We start from the raw sequence: 23,426 nt of genomic DNA on the forward strand, positions 1-23,426 counted from the left end.
ATTTAAGCCTTATTTTTATAAAAAAAGCTGCTTAAAAGATGAATGCCTTAAAAGTAATAATCTACTTTTCTATCTTTAAATACCCTTTAACTAAAGAGGAGATTTATAGGTTTTCGTCTGCAGATAATCTTCAAGAAATAGAAAATGAGCTATTAGAATTAATTCAAAAAAAAATCATCTTTAAAATAGGTGAATTTTACGCAGATACTAATAATTTAGCTATAGTACAGAGACGAATTAAAGGAAATAAAATGGCAGAAGAAATTATGCCAAAAGCTTTAAAACGCGCAAAACTAATTATGTCATTTCCTTACGTAGAATCGGTTTCAATCTCTGGAAGTTTAGCCAAAAACTACTACGATGACAATGGTGATATTGATTTTTTTATTATCACTAAACCTCAAAAATTATGGTTAGCAAGAACATTTTTAATTCTATTTAAAAAAATATTTTTACTTAACTCTAGAAAATATTTTTGCGTGAATTATTTTATAAGTTCTAGTTATCTTAAAATTGATGAACAGAACAGATTCACAGCTACAGAATTGATAACATTAAAGCCTGTTTATGGTAAAACCGTTTTTAACAATTTTCTCGCCGAGAACCAATGGGCTTTTAATTTATACCCTAATAAATCCATAGACAAAACTTCTCTTGCAGAGAATTTTAAAAAACCTATTTGGAGTAGCGTTTTAGAAGTTATATTTAATAATAAAATTGGAGAAAAATTAGATGTAATTTTCAAAAGAATCACACTTAATAAGTGGAAATCTAAGTTTAAAAACCTTAGAAAAAAAGAATTTGAAGTGGCTATGAAATCTACAAATGATGTGTCTAAGCATCATCCTAAAAATTATCAAACACATGTTATAGTATCATTAAACGAACGTTATAAAGATAAAAATAAGGCGTTTAACCTTAACCTAACTATGGAACATGCTTAATGTTGTTTTTTCACATTCATATTACTATAAGTTTGACGTTAAACAATGGAACAATAAAACGCCGTATCCACCTTTAGGCACTTTATACGCAGCTTCTTATTTAAGAGAAAACGGTTATGAGGTTGGGCTTTTTGATGCCAACCTATTAGACGACCCAAAAACGATAGAGCCATATTTAAAAAAACAATCGCCAAACTATTTTGTGTTGTACGATGATGGTTTTAACTATCTTACCAAAATGTGCTTAACCACCATGCGTGAAGCTGCTTTTGAAATGATTAAAATTGCTAAAAAGCAAGATTGTACGGTTGTTGTCTGTAGTTCTGATTCTACGGATCATTATGAAAAATATCTCAATGCTGGAGCAGATTTTGTAATACAAGGTGAAGGTGAAATCACTTTAAAAGAACTCTTAGATGCTTTAGAAAATGACAATGACGCATCTCAAATTAAAGGGCTAATTTTTAGAACTAAAGATGATATAATTAAAAACCCTAAACGACCTGTTCTACGTGATTTAGACATATTGCCATTACCTGCTTGGGATTTAATAGACATAAATGCTTACAAAGATATCTGGAAAAGTGGTGGCAATGAATTCACTTTAAACATTGCTACAACGCGAGGTTGCCCATTTAAATGTAATTGGTGCGCCAAACCTATTTATGGAAATCGATACAATTCGCATTCACCAGAATACATTACTAAACACATTAAGTTTCTATCCAATACTTTTGGTGTGCATCGGTTTTGGATGTGTGATGATATTTTTGGTCTTAAGCCAAATTGGGTTCAAAATTTTAATAAAGAACTTAAAAAAGAAGAGCTCTCCATCTCGTATTACATTCAAAGTCGCGTAGATTTATTATTAAAAGAAGACACCATTGATGCTTTAGCAGAAAGCGGATTAGAAGAAGTTTGGGTTGGTGCAGAAAGTGGTTCTCAGGCTATTTTAGATGCTATGGATAAGGATACAACCATTGCTCAAATCTATGAGGCTACCCAATTATTAAAAGCCAAAAACATACGTGTGGCATTTTTTATTCAGTTTGGTTATTTGGGTGAAACTAAAGAAGATATTGCCAAAACTATTAGCATGATTAAAGAATTGGTACCAGACAATATTGGTGTTTCTGTCTCTTATCCTTTACCAGGAACCAAATTTTATGATAAAGTAAAAGACGATCTGCAACTAAAAGCCAACTGGACAGACTCTGACGATTTAGCCATGATGTTTAACGGTACATTTAATACTGAGTATTATAGAAAATTGCAACGTTATGTCCATAAAGAATTTAGAAAAAGTCAGGCATTTCAAAATATAAGAAAAGGAATTAAAAACCCGCTTAAATTATCTAAACATCAACTGCGATCTATTGTATTACTAGGTTATTATTTGCCTTCTGCTTTTATAGACAGCATAATGCTAAGAACTATGAATCATGAATAAAGAAATGCAATACCAATCCATAAGTAAAGGGTTTTCTAAAATTTACGAGCATTATGAAGTTTTAAGTCAAAATAGCCTGATTGATAAAGCCATGCGTCAGCAAGTATATAATCATATTAATCGTTTTATAAAACCTAATAGCAGAATATTAGAACTAAATTCTGGTAGCGGTATTGATGCTGTTTATTTTGCTTCGAGAAATCATAAAATTACCGCAACTGATATTTCTGAAGGCTCTAAAACTTATATAAATAAAAAAATAAAAGACTTAGGGCTGAATAATCTAAATTTTAAACACTATTCCTTTCTAGAATTAGAAAAATTAAAACCTCAAAAATATAATTACGCTTTTTCTAACTTTGGTGGCTTAAATTGCACAAACGAAATTGAAGTAATGGCGAAATCATTAAATGCAGTTTTAGAGGATAATGCTGTAGTTACAATGGTTGTAATGGGAAAATATTATCCGTGGGATTGGATTTATGCATTAAAGGGAAAGTTTAAACGCGCCTTTATTAGATTTAATAAAAACGGAACCACTGCAAATATAGAGGGCGAAGCCGTTACTACTTATTACCACACACCAAAACAATTTAAAAATAAAATGAGCTCCTATTTTAATTACATAAGTTCGGAAAACTTAGGTGTATGTTACCCTTCCGTTAACCATACTTCAATCACTAAATTTAAAAAATTTATTAAGTTTTTAATCGTAGTAGACTCCAAATTAAGGCAACTAATTCCGGTTGGTATAGGTGATTATTATATTATGTCATTTAGGAAAAAATAAAGGGATTATTTCTTAAGTATTTATCCCATTTTTCTGTAGAGATAGAAGCAAATACTTTCGTGTAATAGTATAGAGAGAATTATTCCATATACGTCCAAAAAACTTCCAAAGCATAAAAGGGAAACAACCAATACTACTAATTGAGTCTTTGATATTGAGAAAATAGATGCATATTTTTTTAGCCTAAAACTCATAATTTGATAGGGTGTACTCATTATTATTGGTATAATAGAAAATGATGCGAGCGCTAAATAATAAGAAATATTTTGATTGATAAATTTCTCAGATAACAACTCTCTAAATAAAAATAGACAGACTATTGTACTTGCAAATATAATAATAGTAAGTATTTTAAACTTTGAAACTGTAACACCAATAACTGATCTTATTTGCTTTGTTTCAAATGTTTCTGGTAAGACACTAAAAAACAGATTTCCTGTAGCATTTCTAATAACCATTATCATCTTATCAATAATAGATATAACTCCTGCAATGTGCGCTCCAAAAAACAAATGTGTAAGCGGAATTGTTATCATAACTATTACAGCATTTGTAAATTGAATTAAAAATAAATTGACGTCCTGTTTAAAAAATTTTATTAGCAATGAGAACTTTGAAAGTTTAAAATTTAGATCCCAACCTAAATACCGTAATACTAAAATTGATACCACTAACTCTGAAGTACCTATAATAAAGTTAGTCCAAAAATAATTAGACGTGCTTATCATAAAAAACACAACCACCACAGCTATCAATCGAGACAAAAAATTGTTAAACAGTAATAACTTATTTTTAGATAATAAAGGCAAAAAAAGCGACGGACTTATTAATTTACCAACCAAAACCATAAAAGAAAAAAGGGCAATTTTTGGTAAAACAAAAGCTAACAACAAAGTCAACATGCCAATGCATATAAAAAAGACAAAACGCACTTGTACAAGTTTATTCCAGTAAGCCTCTACCACATATTTTTTGTGTAATTTTTCTACATATGGAATTAATCTAATTGGAAAACTGTAATTACTCAAACTTGCCAATATAGCAAATACCATTTGCCAAGACATAATCTCTCCAATTTTTGAAATTTCAATTCTTTGCAAAAGCAAAAAATAAAGAACAATTGGAAAAGATAAATTTAGTAGCTGCACTAAACTCAATGTTACAAATCGCCAACCTACTTTTTTTAACATGCTCATACTATAAATTTTTTATAGTACGAATACTATTTAATCTTTTCCTTTTTAATATTTTAAAAAAAGAATTAGATAAGTTCCACCCAATATAATTTGGCATACTTAAAGCAGAAATTAAGAGTTTGTCTTTCAATTTCATTTTTTGATTCTCTTGTTTAATTTTCTTTTTATAAGAATCTAAAAGCGATTGATATCGATTACATATTTCACTATAATTTTTAATCTCGTCTTTATCTATAATCTGAATTAAATAATTATCTATAAGATAACCCAATGCTGTTTTAAAAGCACCATAATTAAATAATTGACTTTTTTTGTACTTTTTTAAAATGCTTAATTCTTCAAGAAAAATCAAATGACAATCTGTAATTCGTTTTTCACCCAGAACTCTTCTTGTGATGGATGATTTTCTGCAATAAATTTTCAATAATTTTTTAGGTATAAAAGTAATGGTTTTAGCTTTTAATATAAATTCCACAAAGTAAGGTCTATCTTCAAACCAAAGTCCTTTTTTAAAAACAATTGATTTTGCAATATCAGCCTTAAATAGTTTTCCCCAAACAGTTTCAATAGTCCGTTTTTGGTAAAATACCTTAATAAACTCTTCGGTAGTTTCAATTTGCGAATATTCAGTATACCACTTTGTTGGCAATTCAGTTTTACCATCACCAGACAGTAAACTATAATCACAAATAATTAAATCAGGCTTATGCTGTTTTGCTTCATCTGTAAAGGAGTTTAAAGCGTTTAATTGAAAAGCATCATCAGCATCTAAAAATGTAATATACTCGCCTGTAGCGTGTTGTAATCCTATATTTCGGGCTTCTGCTAAGCCAACATTTTTAATAGATAATACTTTAAAGTTATTAAAGCCTTCAATCTGTTTATTTACAATATCTAAAGAATTATCTGTAGAACCATCATTGATTAAAACAACTTCAAAATCAGAACAGCACTGCCTGCATATAGAATCTACACACCTCGGCAATAATTCTTCTTCATTAAAAAAACTTACTATAACAGATATAAAGGGCTTTTTTTGCATTATCACGAAAGTAATTTTAAGAGTAATTTAAAATTAGATTTAAACGTCTTATTTATTAATTTTAAATTGTTAGGTGGTGTCCATTGAGCATTTAATAACCTATCTGCTCCTACAGTTAAGCAAATAGCATTAAGATTATAAAAGCTTGAAAAAGCGTATATAGCAGCACATTCCATATCTATAACTTTAGCTCCTTTGTTTACAAATTCTTCTAAAAAACTAGCTGTTTCTCTAAAAGGTGCGTCTGTACTTACACCTGCAACTTCCTTAAAATTTAATTTAGACAAAAATTCATTTACAAATTTATTATTCTGTAATTCTAAACAATCTTGGCCGTTATAAAATTTAGAACACCCTGTCATAGAAAACGACTTATTAACCACAAACAAATCTCCTGCTTTTAAATTGGTTGTTAAAATTCCGGCAAAACCTAAGTAAATGAAGGTTTTTACACCTAAAGCCCTTAATTCTTCCATAAGATTTATAACTGCAGGTGCACCATTTCCAAAATCAAAACAAATAACTAATGCATTATTGAGTACATAGTTTTTTCCATTAATCCCCTTTAATTTCTTAGAGCGTAATTTAATTTTCTTTGAAACAACACCTCTATTAATAGTGAGTATAGCAATACTAGGTAAGGCCTTAAAATTATATTGTTTATGTTCTTTTTTCCATAAAACTAATCTGTTGACGTCTAAAACAGGTTTTTCTTTATAGAATTCTTCTTTAATTATTTGGTACAAAACATCTTCATTTTAGTATTAATAGATGCTTAAAGATAACTGTATTTACTTAGAACATTAGCGCATCAAAATAAATTCAATAATAGAATATTGAATACCATTGATTCTCAGCACAAAAAAAACACTTCACTAGGTTTGGTAATCTCATAGTTTATCGTACATTTGCAAACTCTTTTTTAAGAAGAAGAATGTTTAATCTATTGTGCTTTACGGCACAATTACAAATCAAATTAGTGTGGATACATTAAGCTACAAAACAGTTTCAGCAAACAAAGCTACCGTTAACAAGGAGTGGGTTTTAGTTGATGCTGAAGGACAAACTTTAGGTCGCTTAGCTTCAAGAGTAGCAATACTTTTAAGAGGTAAGCACAAACCTAATTTTACGCCACACGTTGATTGCGGTGATAACGTAATTGTTATTAATGCTGAAAAAATCAACTTAACTGGTAACAAATGGACGGAAAAAAGTTACATCCGTCACACAGGTTATCCAGGTGGACAAAGAAGTTTGACGGCTACTGAATTATTTGGGAAAGACCCAAGTAGATTAGTAGAGAAGTCAGTAAAAGGAATGTTACCTAAAAACAAATTAGGTGCAACTCTTTTTAGAAATTTAACAGTTGTTACTGGTACAGAGCACGCTCATGCAGCTCAAAAACCAAAAACAATGACATTAAACGAAATTAACTAATGGAAGTAATTCACAAAATTGGCCGTAGAAAGACGGCTGTTGCTCGTGTGTACGTTGCTCAAGGAAGTGGCAAAATCACAGTGAACAAAAAAGACATGGCGGATTATTTTAGTACTGCAACATTGCAATACAAAGTAAACCAACCTTTAGCCTTGACTAACAATGATGGCAACTTTGATATTACTGTTAACGTATATGGAGGTGGTATCACCGGCCAGGCAGAAGCAATACGTTTAGGATTAAGTCGTGCTATGTGCGAACTAGATCCTGAAAACAGACTAGTATTAAAGCCAGAAGGTCTATTAACGAGAGACCCAAGAATGGTAGAGCGTAAGAAATTCGGTCAGAAGAAAGCGCGTAAGAAATTCCAATTCTCAAAGCGTTAATATCCAAACAACACTTAATTCAGAATCTGTATATACAGGTTCTGAATTATTTTATTTTATTGAAATCGCCGAGTATTTCGGCAAAAAATTAAACCAGTTTTTGTTATCCATGATGGAAACATCAGGATTTAGTTTAGCATCTAAATGAGCTAACAGCGGCTAGCGTAAGCTAAAAGCTATAATAGCACATTGCTATTCAACAGAACGTAAACTATTACAAAATGGCAAAAGTAGAAGTAAAAGAATTACTTGAAGCAGGTGTACACTTTGGTCACCTAACACGTAAGTGGAACCCAAACATGGCGCCTTACATCTATATGGAGCGTAACGGTATCCATATTATCAACCTTTACAAAACAGCAGCAAAAATTGAAGAAACTTCTGAAGCATTAGCTAAAATAGCAGCATCAGGAAAGAAAATTTTATTTGTTGCAACTAAAAAACAAGCTAAAGACATCGTTGCTGAAAAAGCAGGTGCTGTAAACCAACCATACATTACTGAGCGTTGGCCAGGTGGAATGTTAACTAACTTTGTTACTATTAGAAAAGCCGTAAAGAAAATGGCAGCTATTGATAGAATGAAGAAAGACGGAACATTTAACTCTTTATCTAAAAAAGAACGTCTACAAGTAGACCGTTTACGCGCAAAATTAGAAAAGAATTTAGGTTCTATTTCTGACATGACACGTTTACCAGGTGCTATATTCGTTGTTGATATTTTACGTGAGCATATTGCAATAAAAGAAGCTCAGAAATTAAATATCCCAATTTTTGCGATGGTAGATACTAACTCTGATCCTCGTGAAGTAGATTATTTAATTCCTGCAAATGATGATGCTTCTAAATCTGTAGATAAAATTTTATCTATCGTAACATCTGCAATCGCTGATGGCTTAAACGAAAGAAAAGCTGAACGTGCAGAAAAAGAGGCAAAATCTCAAAAAAGTGAAGCTAAAGCAGCTCCTGCTAAAAAAGCTCCAGAAGCTACGCAAGAAGAAGAATAAATAACATTTAGAAAATATTCAAAAGTCGTTTAATTCTTTTCTTTGTTGAAAATTAATTATTCGACTTTTTTAAATTAAAAAATATGGAAAATACAGTAAAAGTTACAGCCGCAGAAGTAAACAAGCTTAGAAAAGCAACTGGTGCTGGTATGATGGATTGTAAAAAAGCTTTAGTTGAAGCAGGTGGTGATTTTGATAAAGCCATTGAAGTATTACGTAAAAAAGGACAAAAAGTTGCAGAAAAAAGAGCTGACAGAGATTCTTCTGAAGGTGCTGCAATCGCTAAAATAAATGCAGATAACACATCTGGTGTTGCCATCGTATTAGGTTGTGAAACAGACTTTGTTGGTAAAAATGAATCATTCGTAGCATTAGCTAACGACTTAGCAGATATTGCTTTAAATTATAATTCTAAAGAAGAATTTTTAGCTGCTGATTTTGGCGGAATGACTGTTGCAGAAAAATTAGTTGAACAAACTGGAGTAATTGGTGAAAAATTAGATATTACTGCTTTTGAAAAATTAGAAGCACCTTTTGTAGGGCAATATGTTCACATTAACAAAATTGCTGCTTTAGTAGGTTTGTCTGAAAAAGTAGATAATGCAGAAACATTAGTTAAAGATGTAGCAATGCAAGTAGCATCAATGGGAGCAACTACTTTATCTTATAAAGATTTTGATCCAGCATATATAGCATCTGAAACTGAAGCACGTATTGCTGTAATTGAAAAAGATAATATTGAATTAGCACGTTTAGGTAAAACACTAAAAAACGTACCAAGCTATATTTCAATGGCTCAATTAACACCAGAAGTACTTGCAGCTGCTGAAGAAAATGCAAAAGCAGAATTAAAAGCTGAAGGAAAGCCAGAACAAATTTGGGATAGAATTTTACCAGGTAAAATGGAGCGTTATATCTCTGATAACACAACATTAGATCAAGAAAAATGTCTATTAGACCAAAAGTTTATTAAAGACGAAAAGCAAACCGTTGCTGAATACGTAAAAACTTATGGTGATGTTGTCGTTACAGGCTTTAAAAGAGCTACAGTAGGATAATTATTATCTAAATATTATAAAAAAAGCTTCTCAAAATTGAGAGGCTTTTTTTTTTGCATTTTTTTCATTTTTACAGATGCTAATAATTACGTAGCTTTGCCCTACCTTTAAATCATATAATGAAATATAAAAGAATACTACTCAAATTATCTGGCGAAGCTTTAATGGGCAACCGCCAATATGGTATTGATCCAGAGCGTTTATCAGAATATGCTAAAGATATTAAAGAAATTACAGACTTAGGTATAGAAGTTGCCATAGTAATTGGAGGCGGAAATATATTTAGAGGTGTTGCCGGAGCAATGAATGGTATGGATCGTGTACAAGGCGATCATATGGGCATGTTAGCAACTGTAATTAATGGTTTAGCTTTACAAAATGCGTTAGAAGATGCCGATGTAAAAACACGCTTACAAACTGCCATTAAAATTAATGAAGTTGCAGAACCATTTATTAGAAGAAAAGCAATGAGCCATCTAAGAAAAGGGAGAGTTGTGATTTTTGGAGGTGGTACAGGAAACCCATATTTCACTACAGATTCTGCAGCTGTTTTGCGCGCAATTGAAATTGAAGCTGACGTCATTTTAAAAGGTACACGTGTAGATGGGATTTATACAGCAGACCCAGAAAAAGATACTTCAGCCGTTAAATTTGACCATATTTCATTTGAAGAAGTATTAAAAAAAGGGCTTAAAGTAATGGATACTACAGCCTTTACATTAAGCCAAGAAAATAACCTCCCAATCATTGTTTTTGACATGAATAAAAAAGGGAACTTATTAAAAGTAGTTTCTGGAGAAAATATTGGCACAACAGTTAACGCTTAATTTTTGGCTTAAATTTTGATAACTTAGTTAAAATTTTAAACTATGAACGAAGACATAAAATTTATAATAGACTCGGCAAAAGAAGCAATGGATAATGCGGTAACGCATTTAGAAAAACAACTTACAAACATTAGAGCCGGTAAAGCTAGCCCAGCAATGTTAGGTAGCGTAACAGTAGATTATTACGGATCTCAAACACCTTTAAGCCAAGTTGCAAATGTTAATACACCAGATGGTAGAACCATAACTGTTCAACCATGGGAAAAATCAATGCTTCAAGAAATTGAAAAAGGTATTATGATTGCAAATTTAGGATTCAACCCAATGAATAATGGTGATACTATTATAATTAATGTTCCTCCATTAACAGAAGAACGACGTAGAGATTTGGCAAAACAAGCAAAATCTGAGGCCGAAGATGCTAAAATTGGAATAAGAAATGCACGTAAAGAAGCAAACCAAGAAGTTAAAGCCTCTGATGTCTCAGAAGACCTTCAAAAAAATGCAGAAATAGACATTCAAAACTTAACAGATTCTTTTGTTAAAAAAATTGATGAAACCTTTAGTAAAAAAGAAAAAGAAATAATGACTGTTTAATACTCCAGTCTTTATAAAATATCAAAAATATCCCAATTATATTGGGATATTTTTTTAAATTATACTAAAAAAATGCCTAAACAATTATACGTTGTTTTTATAATATTTCTTTCAACGTATGGATATGCGCAACAACCACCTACCCAATCTCAAGATTCAATACAACGCGTTAGAGATTCTATAAAAAAAACTCAATTTGTAAAGAATATAGGTAATGGCTTTTTTCCTTTTCGCCATTTCAATTTAGACCTAAGATATCTTATTAAATTTAATCAATACGAAGGCTTTAGAACAGGTTTAGGTGGTATAACAAATGATAACTTCTCTGAAACTTATCGTTTAAATGGCTATATCGTATACGGATTTAGAGACGACGCTTTTAAATACAAAATTGGTGGTGGTTTTAGAGTTAATAAAGAATCTAACACATGGATTAACCTAGAATATATAGATGATTTACAAGAAACAGGTAGTTCTAAATTCTTAACAGATAAACGCTTTTTCTCTTTTTTTGAACCACGTTTATTAAACATCAATTTGTTTCATAGACATATTACTAAATCTATCTCATTACAACATAAAGTTTCTAATCATTTACTTTCAGAAACTAAATTAGCAGTTTCTAAAATTACACCAACTTATAATTATCATTACGTTACAGGTGGAACAACATATCATAATTTTGATGTAAGCTCCTTAAAATTAAGCCTTCAATGGAGTCCTTTTAGTCATTACGAAATTATAAATGATAAGGTTAAAGAAACTAAAGACGGCTATCCAAAATTTACCTTTCAACTAACGCAAGCTTATAAATCCGTTTTTGGTAGCGATTTTAACTTTTCAAAATTAGATTTTAGAACCATTCATCAATTTACACACAACAACGAAGATATTACAAAACTAACTTTAGTTGCAGGTATTGCCGGTGGAGATGCTCCACTTACCCATTTGTATCATGCCTATCCAAATAATATTAATAAAGAAACTATACTCAACCGTTTTTCTGTTGCAGGCCTAAACAGTTTTGAGACTATGTACTTTAATGAATTTTTTAGTGATAAATTTTCTACACTACAGATAAAGCACAGCTTTAAACCGTTTAACATAACAGAGCGTTTTCAACCTCAATTAGTATTAATTTCTCGCCACGCCTTAGGTGAAATGAGAAGTATAAATAACCATAGAGAGATGGAATTTAACACTTTAGAACAACTCTATTCTGAAGCTGGTTTAGAAATCAATAAACTAATTTTTGGATTCGGATTAAGCTTTGCCTATCGTTATGGTGCATATCACTTACAAAAGTTTGAAGATAATGTTGCTTTTAAATTTACATTTAATATTTCATTATAAACTAAATAATTATCAAACAAATCCTTAGGTTTTTTCTACCTTTGCCGCTTATTTTAATTGGCATATGTTTAAATTATTAACCACCGGATTTTGGGAAGCCATTGCAAGGCTCATTCTTCGTAATAAGATTTTTATACTTATTGCTATTATACTCACTACAGTATTTTTTAGTTTGCAATGGAAACATATGCGCTTTACCTTCACAGAGGCTAATCTTTTACCAGACGACCACGAGGTAAACCTTATATACAATGACTTTTTAGAAGTTTTTGGTGAAGAAGGCAACTTAATTGTTTTAGGTGTCAAAGATTCTAGCTTATTTTCTGTTAAAGAATTAAATGCTTGGAATAAACTTGGCGATTCATTTAAAAATTATGAAGAAGTAGAGTCGGTTCTATCCATAAAAGACCTTCAAAAACTTGTAAAAAACAACGAAAAGAAGCAATTTGATTTAGAACCTTTCATCAAAGATTCTATACACAGTGCTACAGAAATTGATGTTCTAGAAGACGAACTATTTAAAAAATATCCATTTTACGATAACTTTTTGTTTAATGCAGAATCAAAAACCATCAGAACAGCAATTTATTTAAAAAAGGATATTGTAAATACATCAGCCAGAAAAGATTTTATCTTAGATGATTTTCTACCAATAATTGAAGCTTTTGAAGAAGAAACAGGCCTCGATGTTAGAGTTTCTGGTATGCCATACATTAGAACTCTAAATGCACAAAACATTGTAGATGAAATTCCTATTTTTATAGGCGCTGCTCTTTTTGTAACCTCCTTTATATTCTTTTTATTTTTTAGGTCTTTTAGAGCCACATTTATCTCTCTTATTGTAGTTTGTTTTGGTGTAATGTGGACCTTTGGAATCTTGGGATTATTAGGCTATGAAATAACCGTACTTACGGCTTTAATTCCGCCATTAATAATTGTAATTGGTATACCTAACTGTATTTTCTTAATTAATAAATACCAGCACGAAGTAAAACTACATGGTAACAAAATAAAATCTCTGCAACGTGTTATTACTAAAGTTGGTAACGCAACCTTAATGACTAATGTTACTACAGCATCTGGTTTTGCTACATTTATTTTTACTCAAAGTAAATTACTAAAGGAATTTGGAATTGTAGCCTCCTTAAGTATCGTTGCTATCTTTATACTATGTTTACTTATCATTCCTATTCTATATACATTTTTACCTTATCCTAAAGCACGCCATTTAGAACACCTTAATAAACGTTGGATCAGTGCCTTTGTAAACTGGATGGTAAGAATGGTGAAAGACCGAAAAATCACCATTTATGCTACAGGATTAATTTTAATTATTGGAAGTATAATAGGTATTTACCAAATTAAAATATCAGGAAGTCTTATTGAAGACATGCCACAAGACACTGAATTTTTTAGAGATATTCGTTTTTTTGAATCTGAATTTGATGGTATTATGCCTTTAGAAATAATGATTGATACCAAGCGAAAAAAAGGGGTTATGAAATTATCTACCTTAAAGCGCATGGAACAATTAGAGGAAGTTATAGATGAAATACCAGAATTATCACGTCCTATTTCTGTAGTAAGTTTAGTAAAATACAGTAAGCAAGCCTATTATAACGGTAATCCAAAATATTATCAATTGCCAACGAGTCAAGAGAATAGTTTCATCTTATCTTATGCTAAAAACTCAACTTCAGATGTAGATTTACTAACCAGTTTTGTAGATAGTACAGGTCAGTATGCACGTATTACCACGTTTATGAAAGACATTGGTACTGCAAAAATGGAACGTATACAAGAAGACCTTCAAACTAAAATAGACAAGGTATTCCCAAGTGAACGTTACGAGGTTATAATGACTGGTAAAGCTTTGGTTTTTCAGAAAGGAACAAAATATCTGGTTAAAAACTTAATCATTTCTTTAACCTTAGCCATTGTATTAATTGCGTTATTTATGGCTTACCTGTTCCGTTCGTTTAGAATGATAATTGTTTCACTAATCCCTAATCTATTACCACTTTTAGTTACAGCAGGATTAATGGGTTACGTTGGTGTACCAATAAAACCTTCAACCATATTAGTATTTAGTATTGCATTTGGTATTTCTGTAGATGATACCATTCATTTTTTGGCAAAATACAGACAAGAATTACAAGCCAATAACTGGAAAATTAGAAAGTCCGTTTACGCAGCACTAAGAGAAACTGGTGTAAGTATGATTTATACCTCTATTGTATTATTCTTTGGGTTTTCAGTATTTACCATTTCAAGCTTTGGTGGTACAGTTGCATTAGGTGCTTTAGTATCTATAACCTTACTTTTTGCCATGCTTTCTAACTTACTATTACTACCTTCGCTGTTGTTATCTTTAGAACGTAATATTGCAAATAAAGAAGTCTTAAGAGAACCTTCAATAAATATTATACCATCAGAAGATGAAACAGAAGACAACGCTGAACAAAACAATTAACACTACTAAATAGATTTTAAAATTTATTTGGTATCATATATATTAGCATTCAAAATAATTAAAAAATGACTTCAAAAACTGTAGCAGAATTATTGTCACAAGATGTAACCTTACAAGACGTTTCTATAAAAGGTTGGGTAAGAACTTTTAGAGCAAAGCGATTTATTGCTTTAAATGATGGTTCAACGATAAATAATATTCAATGTGTTGTTGATTTTGAAAATTTTGACGAAGCAATTTTAAAACGAATCACAACAGGAGCTGCTATTCATGTTAAAGGAGAATTGGTAGAAAGCCAAGGTAAAGGACAATCAGTAGAAATTGTTGTAAAAACATTAGACATTTTAGGAGATTCTGACCCTGAAACCTACCCAATTCAACCTAAAAAACACTCCTTTGAGTTCTTAAGAGAAAACGCCCATTTAAGAACTAGAACAAATACATTTAGTGCAGTAATGCGTTTACGTTCTTCATTATCTTTTGCAATACACAAGTATTTTAATGAAAATGGCTTTAACTATATGCACACACCTATTGTTACTGGTAGTGATGCTGAAGGTGCTGGCGAAATGTTTAAAGTCACCACTTTAGAGGCTAAAAACCCTCCACTAAATGAAGATGGAACCGTAAATTATAAAGAAGATTTTTTCGGAAAAGAAACAAATTTAACCGTTTCTGGCCAGCTTGAAGCTGAAACTTATGCAATGTCTTTAGGTAAAGTTTACACCTTTGGACCAACATTTAGAGCAGAAAATTCTAATACAACGCGCCATCTAGCAGAATTCTGGATGATTGAACCAGAAGTTGCTTTTATGGATTTGGCAGGTAACATGGATTTGGCTGAAGATTTTATGAAATCTGTTTTAAGTTATATTCTAGAAAATAACAAGGAAGATTTAGAGTTTTTAGATAATCGTTTGCAGAAAGAAGAAGAAAAATTACCTCAAGCACAACGCAGTGACATGAGTTTAATTGAAAAGATTAAGTTTGTAGTAGACAACAATTTTAAGCGCGTTAGTTATACAGAAGCTATTGATATTCTTAGAAACTGTAAGCCAAACAAAAAGAAGAAATTCAACTATTTAATAAATGAATGGGGAGCAGATTTACAATCTGAGCACGAGCGTTTTTTAGTAGAAAAACACTTTAAATGTCCTGTAATATTATTTGATTATCCAGCAAACATTAAAGCATTTTATATGCGCTTAAACGAGCCAGATGCAGAAGGAAGAGAAACCGTAAGAGCTATGGATATATTGTTTCCAGGAATTGGTGAAATGGTTGGAGGTTCTCAACGTGAAGAACGTTTGGAGGTTCTTAAAGAGAAAATGAAAGCCTTAAATATAGATGAAGAAGAATTATGGTGGTATTTAGATTTACGTAAATACGGAACAGCAGTACACTCTGGTTTTGGTTTAGGTTTTGAACGATTAGTGATGTTCGCAACTGGTATGAGTAATATTAGAGATGTTATTCCTTACCCAAGAACACCTCAAAATGCAGAATTTTAATTGTAAAAATTTACCTGATGAGTTATAGAAACCCATCAGGTTTTTTTTATTACATTTATAATCAACAGAAATTTTATGTCTCTAAAGCAGTTTTTATCATTTAAGCTTTCTCAGAAGCTCTCACCACAACAGATTCAACTTATGAAGTTGATTCAGTTACCTACACAAGCTTTTGAGCAACGTTTAAAGCAAGAATTAGAGGAAAATCCAGCATTAGATACTGGCAAAGAATCAGAAGCGTCACAAGATAATTTAGAGGAATTTGATAATTCTAATGAAACCTATGATGACAATGAAACTATTGAAGCCGAAGATATCAATATTGATGAATATCTAAGCGATGATGAAATACCAGAGTACAGAACTCAAGCCAATAATTACAGTGCAGATGATGATGAGAAATCAGTGCCATATGCTGCCGGAACCTCTTTTACACAACATTTAATAAATCAATTAAACACCTTTCGCCTCTCTGAACAAGAAGAGGAAATTGCCTATTTTTTGGTTGGTAGTGTTGATGAGAGCGGCTATATACGTCGTTCTTTATCTGATATTACTGATGATTTGGCATTTACACAAAATGTATATACTACTGAAGAAGAGGTTGAAAACGTTTTGAATATTGTACATCAATTGGATCCTGCAGGTGTTGGTGCGCGGAATCTTCAAGAATGTTTGAGTATACAATTACATAGAAAAGAACAGCATCCAGACGTTGAATTAGCAACTACAATTATAGATAAGGCTTTTGAACAGTTTACTAAAAAGCATTATAAAAAATTACTACAAAAATTCAATATTAACGAAGAGCAACTAAAAGATGCTATAGAACAAATAGAACATCTTAACCCAAAACCTGGCGGATCTTATGCTGGTAATAACAAAATTGTACAACACATAGTACCAGATTTTGCCATTAAGATTGTTAATGGTGAATTAGAGTTAACACTTAATGGTAGAAACGCTCCAGAATTACATGTCTCTAGGGAATATAACAATATGCTTAAGGGCTACAAAGCAACCAAGGAGAAGTCTAAAGCGCAAAAAGATGCTGTTTTATTTATTAAACAGAAATTAGATGCTGCAAAATGGTTTATAGAAGCAGTTAGACAACGGCAACAGACTTTGTTTGTTACAATGAGCGCAATTATGCATTATCAAAAAGAATACTTTTTAACAGGAGATGAGCGTAATTTGCGGCCTATGATTTTAAAGGATATTGCAGACGAAATTGAAATGGATGTTTCAACCATATCTCGTGTGGCCAATAGTAAATATGTAGATACACCTTATGGTACTAAATTAATTAAAGAATTTTTCTCAGAGTCCATGACAAACGATCAAGGTGAAGAGGTATCAACAAGAGAAATTAAAAAAATTCTTGAAACAGTCATTGAAGAGGAGAGTAAAAAGAAACCTTTAACAGACGAAGCACTTTCTAAAATATTAAAAGAAAAAGGGTATCCAATAGCAAGACGTACAGTAGCAAAATACAGAGAACAATTAGATATACCTGTAGCACGTTTGAGAAAGGAACTTTAAATTTAGTAATGAAAAATTTTATTTTAAAGAGTATCTCATTTGTATTTCACCCTTTAATAATGCCTTTATTAGGGGTTATATTTTATTTTTCAAAAACCCCAAGATATATACCAGAGCCTGTTATGAAGGCTAAAATATTTTCTATTGTTATCCTTACAATTATATTACCTATACTACTTTTCTTTTTATTGAAAACGGTAAATAAGGTAAATACTATCTACCTAAAAAGCACCAAAGAACGATTAATTCCATTATTTATTAATTGCATTATAATCCTTTTAATTCTATTTAGGGTATTACCACCAGGCGAAATATTAGGTTTATTTTATTTCTTTTTGGGCATTTTAATTTCAACATTTATATGCTTTATACTCGCAGTATTTAAAATAAAGGCGAGCATACATATGATTGCGGCTGCTGGTTTCTTTATGTTTGCGATAAATACAGCAGTTAATTACCATATTAATATAAATGGTACTATAGCACTTATGACAGTAATTTTGGGAGCAATAGCCACCTCTAGATTGCATTTAAAGGCTCATACCAACCAAGAATTAATTTTAGGTCTATTCACAGGGTTGACACCCCAATTAGTACTATTAAATTATTGGTTATAAAATGTAAAACATTAGGCCAATATTAATAGGTTTCATTTCAATACCACTTTCTTCTAATTTTAAACTAGAATCAAAAATAGGATTAAGTCCATAGTACAAATAAAAGTTCCATGTACTATAACCAGCACTGAGAGTTAAACCGTATTGCAATTTTTCAAAACTACCACTATTATAAAGATTAGAATTTAGTGTTTCACTTTCAAATTTTACAGAATTATAAAGTAAATAACCAACTTTAAAACCTGTATAGATCCTCCAAAAATTATAATCCTCAGCATTAGAAGTACGCCATCTAAACTCAAAAGGAACCTCTATTAAATACGTCGTAAATTTATTTTTAGAAACATCATAATCATCTTCATCAATAATAGTAAAAGTTACTCCATTGGCTACTTCTTCTATTAATAAATTTTTTTGATTGTATGAATTAGAAGACAAACCTAAACCAATACCGAATGCAATATTTCTATTTTTATTAATAGGCATATCTCTAATAAACCCAATGTTAAAACCAGATGAAAAACCACTTTGGCTAACTCCTGAAGGTTTATGATTAATTATATTGTAAGTAACCGAAGCGTAAAATTGATCTTCTCTGTACTGATAATCTGTATCAAAATTATCAAGTTTATCACTTTGCGAATTTCCAATATAACTTATTAGAATTAATATAAGAAAAACTACATTTTTCATGTCGATAAAGCTACAAAATCTTTAATAGGTATTAAACAAAAAAACGTCCTGATTAATCAGGACGTTTTTATATTAAAAATTGATACTTAATTTTTAATTCTGTGCTTTTGTATTTGCAATATACATTACTTTTAATGCATTAGCTTTACGTAATTCTTGCTTAATGTCTGATACTAAACCAGCATTGGTATTTTTATCTACCTTTAGACCTACAACCACTTTACTTTGTAAATCCTCATTAAGTTCTGATATAGCTTGTAATACTGAAGATTGCACATCTTCAACACCAATAAAAGCATCATTAAATTGAATTCTAGGTTCTGTACCAAACTGCTTAAATTGAGCACTTGGTTTACCACCATATATAAAAACGGTTCTATCCTTTTTTAATTTTTCAACTTGATCTGCACTTGGCAAACTATTTTCAATCATCAAGGAACTATCACGCATTACTGTTGCTACCATAAAAAAGAAAAGTAACATAAATACAATATCTGGAAGTGATGCTGTTGAAATAGCAGGCAAATCACCTTTATCCTTTTTTCTAAATTTAGACATATTTATTTCTTTTAATTTTTATCAGGTTCTGCTTCAGACAACTTCATAGGGAATAATTTCTTAACCGTTTCTATACGTTCGTTAAGAACCTCATCCTTACTATATTGGTTCTTCTCCTTCTCTTCTAACATTGCAGTAAATACTTTATCTGCATTTGGATAATACTTTCTATATAATCTAGCTGCCTCGCGCTCTCTTAAGAAGTTATAAGCTGCTACTAATTCATTTTGTACATCCATGTACTGCTCATAAGAAGTTTCTCTGTCATGCTTCATAGAGATAATTGCTTTATCAGGATGATCTGATGAATCAGCTAATCCTTTACCTTGACAATATGTACAAGATTCTCCTGCTGCATTTGTACTTCCACCATTATCTAAGAAATCAATTGCTGCTTGTCTTAAATCTGAAATATCCATTTGTTCTTCTTCTACTAACAACTGGTTATTTCTATTTATTAAAACAGTAAATAAATTCTTTTGTTTAATAATAGGTGGCTCAACTTGCGAGTCATCAATAGGTGGCAAACTTCTTAATAAACCTTTATCCTTTTCAATCGTTGTTGTTACCAAGAAAAAGATAAGTAATAAGAAGGCAATGTCAGCCATTGATCCTGCATTTACTTCGGGTGCTGCTCTTTTTGCCATACTACTTTTATTTACTAATTAATTTCTTTGCTGCTGCAAAAATCATTGCGATTGCAGCTACGCCTAACAATAGGTAAAAAGCAGTTAAACCTGCTCCTACTAATTGTGAAGTACTATCTGTTGCGAAACCACCTTCTTGAAGTGCATATTTCATAACGTCTCCACCAGAAACAACATAAGATATAAGTAATACAGCGGCAAATGCTCCAACACCAATTAAAGTGTTTTTAAGCCCAGCAGTATTTGTAAATAAGTTTTTTATCACAAAAAACACTACAAATGCTAATACTAAAGCCAAAATGACATATGCTATATAAGCCATTGGATCTACTAGCCCATCTTCTCCTCCAGTTTTTATAGCTTCATCTCCAGCTGCAACAATTCGCACTAAGAAAATGATACCTAAAAACCCAAGTATGGCTACTAGTATTTTTGATATAGTTTTAAAATTCATAATTTAAAATCTTATTTTTTGTGTTTTACTAATAAATCCATCAAAGTAATTGATGCATCTTCCATATCATTTACGATGCTATCGATTTTAGCAATGATATAATTATAAAAAATTTGTAGAATAATAGCTACTATAAGACCAAATACTGTTGTTAAAAGTGCTACTTTAATACCACCTGCAACTAAAGAAGGGTTCATATCACCTGCAGCCTCAATTTTATCAAAGGCAGAAATCATACCAATTACCGTACCCATGAAACCAAGCATTGGTGCCAAAGCGATAAATAATGAAATCCAAGAAACATTCTTCTCTAATTGTCCCATTTGTACACCACCATAAGCTACAACAGCTTTTTCAGCAGCATCAATATCTTCCTCAGCTCTATCTAAACCTTGATAGAAAATAGATGCTACAGGTCCTTTTGTATTTCTACAAACTTCTTTTGCAGCTTCAATACCACCAGAGTTTAATGCATCTTCTACATTTTGAGTTAATTTTTTAGTGTTTGTTGTAGAAAGGTTTAAAAAGATAATTCTCTCAATAGCAATTGCTAATCCAAGAATTAAACATAGTAGTACAATACCCATAAAGCCTGGACCACCTTCTATAAAACGTTTTTTTAATTCTTGGTGAAACGTCAAATCTTCAGCCGGAGCCTCTTCTTGAGTTACACTTGTTACAGTTGCTGTTGCACTTGCAAACGTCGTTGTTGCATTGGCATTAACAGTTCCGATGGCCATTAAAAATGTTATGGCAAGGATAGAAAATAATCTTTTCATTGTTCTGAATCTTAATTTTATTAGTTAAAGCGTTAAAGATAAAAAAAATATTGCAATTATTGCATAAAAATATCAGCAGAGAGGAAGGGATTCGAACCCTCGATACCCTTTTGGAGTATACACACTTTCCAGGCGTGCGCCTTCGACCACTCGGCCACCTCTCTATAAGTTTATTACAAAATTACAGACCGCCAAATAACGAAAAAATCTTCAAACCCTGAAATTTATAACATTAATTTTAAGACATTTCTCCGCGTAATGGAGTTTCAAAATAATATTGAAATTTTTTAGGCTCTAAATTCTCACCTAATAGATACATCAATTTAGCTATAGCCGCTTCTGTAGTCATATCTTTTCCAGATATTATACCTATAGATTTTAATTGAGAACTTGTTTCATATTGTCCCATATTTACACTGCCTCTTACGCATTGTGTAACATTTACAATGTGCAAACCACTATTAACTGCATTTTTTAATAGGTCTATAAACCAAGTTTCGGTAGTAGCATTACCAGACCCATAGGTTTCTATAATTAATCCTTTTATTAATTTACTGGTTAAAACGGCTTCACAGATTGCTCTAGAAATACCAGGAAATAGTTTTAAAACGCCAATATCAGAATTCATAGTTGTGCGCACAATAAGCTCTGAATTACATTTTGGTTTTAATAAAAATTCTGAATTCACTTTTAAATGCACTCCTGATTCGGCAAGGTTAGGATAGTTTAACGATTCAAAAGCTTCAAAATGTTCTGCACTTAGCTTCGTAGTTCTATTTCCTCTATATAATTTATACTCAAAATAAAGACCAACTTCTCTAATTACAGGCAATCCATTTTCTTGTAACGAAGCCATTTCTATTGAGGTTATTAAGTTCTCTTTTGCATCAGTTCTTAAATCGCCAATTGGTAATTGAGAACCCGTTAAAATAACAGGTTTTGCCAAATTCTCTAGCATAAAACTTAAAGCCGATGCGGTATAGCTCATAGTATCACTGCCATGTAACACAACAAAGCCGTCAAATTTTGAATAATTTTCTTGTATAATATTTACAATTTCTACCCAATATTTAGGGTTCATATTTGAAGAGTCAATTGGGTCATCAAAAGAAATTGTTTCAATGGTACAATCTAACAAACGTAACTCAGGAATTTTAACTAATAAACTAGTAAAATCGAAGGCTTTTAAAGCACCTGTGTCAGCATTTTTTATCATACCAATGGTACCACCAGTATATATTAAAAGTATATGTGGTTGTTCTTTCATTTAAATACCGAATATTGCTTTAGAATTCTTAGTAGTAATGCGGGCAATTTCTTCTTCGTTTATGCCATAAAGTTCAGATAATTTTTCTAAAACTTTAATGATATAGCCACTCTCATTGCGCTTTCCTCTATATGGTTTAGGTGCTAAATAAGGGGAATCTGTTTCTAAAACAATATGTTTTACATCTATTTGATTAATAAACTGATCTATTTTACCGTTTTTAAAAGTAACTACACCTCCTATTCCTAATTTCATATTATAAGAAATAGCCTTTTTGGCTTGTTCTAAATTGCCAGTAAAACAATGAAAAATACCATATAAATCATCGGCTTTCTCTTGCTCTAAAACTTCAAAAATTTCATCAAAAGCTTCTCTGCAATGAATAACTATTGGTAGTTTATATTTTTTTGCGAGATTAATTTGATGTTTAAAAGCTTCTTTTTGAATTTCTAATGTGGTTTTATCCCAATATAAATCGATTCCAATTTCTCCAATAGCACAAAATGTTCTGCGTCTTAAATGCTCTTCAACATGAGCCAGTTCTTCTTTATAATTAGCTTTAACAGAAGTTGGATGCAAACCCATCATTAAGAATACATGTTCTGGAAAATCCTTTTCGAGCTGAAACATAGATGCTGTATAACTAGAATCTATTGCCGGAATAAAAAAGCGCTCTACACCAACTTCTATTGCTCGCGCTATCATGGCTGCTCTATCTTCATCAAATGCATCGCTGTACAAATGGGTATGTGTATCGGTTATTATCATTTTGTAAAAGTAAGTTATATTTACAAAAATTGA

The 23,426-nt window shown here is 31.3% G+C and carries 24 protein-coding genes and 1 tRNA gene; 14 read left to right on the forward strand and 11 right to left on the reverse strand.

What is annotated here, in order from left to right; all coding sequences use genetic code 11:
- Positions 1-38 precede the first annotated feature (38 nt).
- The 3 genes from GN138_RS12565 to GN138_RS12575 are packed head-to-tail and all read left to right on the forward strand — an operon-like array spanning position 39 to position 3,184.
- On the forward strand, positions 39-944 hold the full coding sequence (locus GN138_RS12565) for a nucleotidyltransferase domain-containing protein (protein WP_157364354.1): 906 nt from the start codon (positions 39-41) through the stop codon (positions 942-944).
- A complete protein-coding gene (locus GN138_RS12570) occupies positions 937-2,394 on the forward strand; it encodes a B12-binding domain-containing radical SAM protein (protein WP_157364355.1) in 1,458 nt (485 codons plus the stop codon). The genes GN138_RS12565 and GN138_RS12570 overlap by 8 nt, the downstream gene beginning before the upstream one ends.
- A complete protein-coding gene (locus GN138_RS12575) occupies positions 2,387-3,184 on the forward strand; it encodes a class I SAM-dependent methyltransferase (protein WP_157364356.1) in 798 nt (265 codons plus the stop codon). The genes GN138_RS12570 and GN138_RS12575 overlap by 8 nt, the downstream gene beginning before the upstream one ends.
- A gap of 20 nt (positions 3,185-3,204) precedes the next feature.
- On the opposite strand, the gene GN138_RS12580 is transcribed toward GN138_RS12575, so the two are convergent.
- From GN138_RS12580 to GN138_RS12590, 3 genes are read right to left on the reverse strand one after another with little or no spacing between them, the layout of a single operon-like run.
- Positions 3,205-4,380: a hypothetical protein gene (locus tag GN138_RS12580; protein WP_157364357.1), complete on the reverse strand. Its 1,176-nt coding sequence runs from the start codon at positions 4,378-4,380 to the stop codon at positions 3,205-3,207.
- Position 4,381: 1 nt separating this feature from the next.
- Positions 4,382-5,422 (reverse strand): glycosyltransferase family 2 protein, encoded by a 1,041-nt coding sequence (locus GN138_RS12585; RefSeq protein WP_157364358.1) that lies wholly within the window; start codon positions 5,420-5,422, stop codon positions 4,382-4,384.
- A 2-nt stretch (positions 5,423-5,424) separates the two neighbouring features.
- Complete coding sequence (locus GN138_RS12590; protein WP_157364359.1) at positions 5,425-6,168, reverse strand: phosphorylase family protein; 744 nt, start codon at positions 6,166-6,168, stop codon at positions 5,425-5,427.
- Positions 6,169-6,403: 235 nt separating this feature from the next.
- Between GN138_RS12590 and rplM the strand changes: the two genes are divergently transcribed.
- From rplM to GN138_RS12645, 11 genes are all read left to right on the forward strand, one after another.
- Entirely contained in the window at positions 6,404-6,859 is a 456-nt protein-coding gene (rplM, locus tag GN138_RS12595; protein WP_173301981.1) for a 50S ribosomal protein L13, read from the forward strand.
- Entirely contained in the window at positions 6,859-7,245 is a 387-nt protein-coding gene (gene rpsI, locus GN138_RS12600; RefSeq protein WP_157364360.1) for a 30S ribosomal protein S9, read from the forward strand. The genes rplM and rpsI overlap by 1 nt, the downstream gene beginning before the upstream one ends.
- Before the next feature lie 221 nt (positions 7,246-7,466).
- Positions 7,467-8,249 (forward strand): 30S ribosomal protein S2, encoded by a 783-nt coding sequence (gene rpsB / locus GN138_RS12605; RefSeq protein WP_157364361.1) that lies wholly within the window; start codon positions 7,467-7,469, stop codon positions 8,247-8,249.
- Positions 8,250-8,332: 83 nt separating this feature from the next.
- Positions 8,333-9,307, forward strand: coding sequence for a translation elongation factor Ts (gene tsf, locus GN138_RS12610; protein ID WP_157364362.1), 975 nt, complete (start codon positions 8,333-8,335; stop codon positions 9,305-9,307).
- A gap of 119 nt (positions 9,308-9,426) precedes the next feature.
- Complete coding sequence (gene pyrH, locus GN138_RS12615) at positions 9,427-10,134, forward strand: UMP kinase (RefSeq protein WP_157364363.1); 708 nt, start codon at positions 9,427-9,429, stop codon at positions 10,132-10,134.
- A gap of 42 nt (positions 10,135-10,176) precedes the next feature.
- Complete coding sequence (frr, locus tag GN138_RS12620; protein ID WP_157364364.1) at positions 10,177-10,731, forward strand: ribosome recycling factor; 555 nt, start codon at positions 10,177-10,179, stop codon at positions 10,729-10,731.
- A gap of 72 nt (positions 10,732-10,803) precedes the next feature.
- Entirely contained in the window at positions 10,804-12,084 is a 1,281-nt protein-coding gene (locus tag GN138_RS12625; protein WP_157364365.1) for a DUF5686 family protein, read from the forward strand.
- Between the two features lie 64 nt (positions 12,085-12,148).
- Entirely contained in the window at positions 12,149-14,557 is a 2,409-nt protein-coding gene (locus tag GN138_RS12630) for an efflux RND transporter permease subunit (RefSeq protein ID WP_157364366.1), read from the forward strand.
- Positions 14,558-14,622: 65 nt separating this feature from the next.
- Positions 14,623-16,068, forward strand: a complete 1,446-nt coding sequence (gene asnS, locus GN138_RS12635; protein ID WP_157364367.1) for an asparagine--tRNA ligase — start codon at positions 14,623-14,625, stop codon at positions 16,066-16,068.
- A gap of 75 nt (positions 16,069-16,143) precedes the next feature.
- Positions 16,144-17,610 (forward strand): RNA polymerase factor sigma-54, encoded by a 1,467-nt coding sequence (rpoN, locus tag GN138_RS12640; RefSeq protein ID WP_157364368.1) that lies wholly within the window; start codon positions 16,144-16,146, stop codon positions 17,608-17,610.
- A gap of 8 nt (positions 17,611-17,618) precedes the next feature.
- Positions 17,619-18,227 (forward strand): hypothetical protein, encoded by a 609-nt coding sequence (locus tag GN138_RS12645; protein ID WP_157364369.1) that lies wholly within the window; start codon positions 17,619-17,621, stop codon positions 18,225-18,227.
- Here the strand turns inward: GN138_RS12645 and GN138_RS12650 are convergent.
- The 8 genes from GN138_RS12650 to GN138_RS12685 form a co-directional block, all read right to left on the reverse strand.
- Positions 18,222-18,920, reverse strand: coding sequence for a porin family protein (locus GN138_RS12650; RefSeq protein WP_157364370.1), 699 nt, complete (start codon positions 18,918-18,920; stop codon positions 18,222-18,224). The two genes, GN138_RS12645 and GN138_RS12650, sit on opposite strands and share 6 nt — an antisense overlap.
- A gap of 93 nt (positions 18,921-19,013) precedes the next feature.
- Positions 19,014-19,478 (reverse strand): ExbD/TolR family protein, encoded by a 465-nt coding sequence (locus GN138_RS12655; protein WP_157364371.1) that lies wholly within the window; start codon positions 19,476-19,478, stop codon positions 19,014-19,016.
- An 11-nt stretch (positions 19,479-19,489) separates the two neighbouring features.
- On the reverse strand, positions 19,490-20,125 hold the full coding sequence (locus GN138_RS12660; RefSeq protein WP_157364372.1) for an ExbD/TolR family protein: 636 nt from the start codon (positions 20,123-20,125) through the stop codon (positions 19,490-19,492).
- 7 nt (positions 20,126-20,132) lie between these two features.
- The gene (locus tag GN138_RS12665) at positions 20,133-20,579 is read right to left on the reverse strand and encodes a hypothetical protein (protein WP_157364373.1); all 447 of its coding nucleotides are present in this window, start codon (positions 20,577-20,579) and stop codon (positions 20,133-20,135) included.
- An 11-nt stretch (positions 20,580-20,590) separates the two neighbouring features.
- Complete coding sequence (locus tag GN138_RS12670; RefSeq protein ID WP_157364374.1) at positions 20,591-21,358, reverse strand: MotA/TolQ/ExbB proton channel family protein; 768 nt, start codon at positions 21,356-21,358, stop codon at positions 20,591-20,593.
- 76 nt (positions 21,359-21,434) lie between these two features.
- Positions 21,435-21,522: transfer RNA gene (locus tag GN138_RS12675), tRNA-Ser, on the reverse strand.
- Between the two features lie 74 nt (positions 21,523-21,596).
- Positions 21,597-22,625 (reverse strand): asparaginase, encoded by a 1,029-nt coding sequence (locus GN138_RS12680; RefSeq protein WP_157364375.1) that lies wholly within the window; start codon positions 22,623-22,625, stop codon positions 21,597-21,599.
- Positions 22,626-23,393: a TatD family hydrolase gene (locus GN138_RS12685; RefSeq protein WP_157364376.1), complete on the reverse strand. Its 768-nt coding sequence runs from the start codon at positions 23,391-23,393 to the stop codon at positions 22,626-22,628. It abuts the gene before it with no gap.
- Between the last annotated feature and the right edge of the window lie 33 nt (positions 23,394-23,426).

The sequence above is a fragment of the Winogradskyella endarachnes genome (assembly GCF_009741275.1).
GTDB lineage: Bacteria > Bacteroidota > Bacteroidia > Flavobacteriales > Flavobacteriaceae > Winogradskyella > Winogradskyella endarachnes.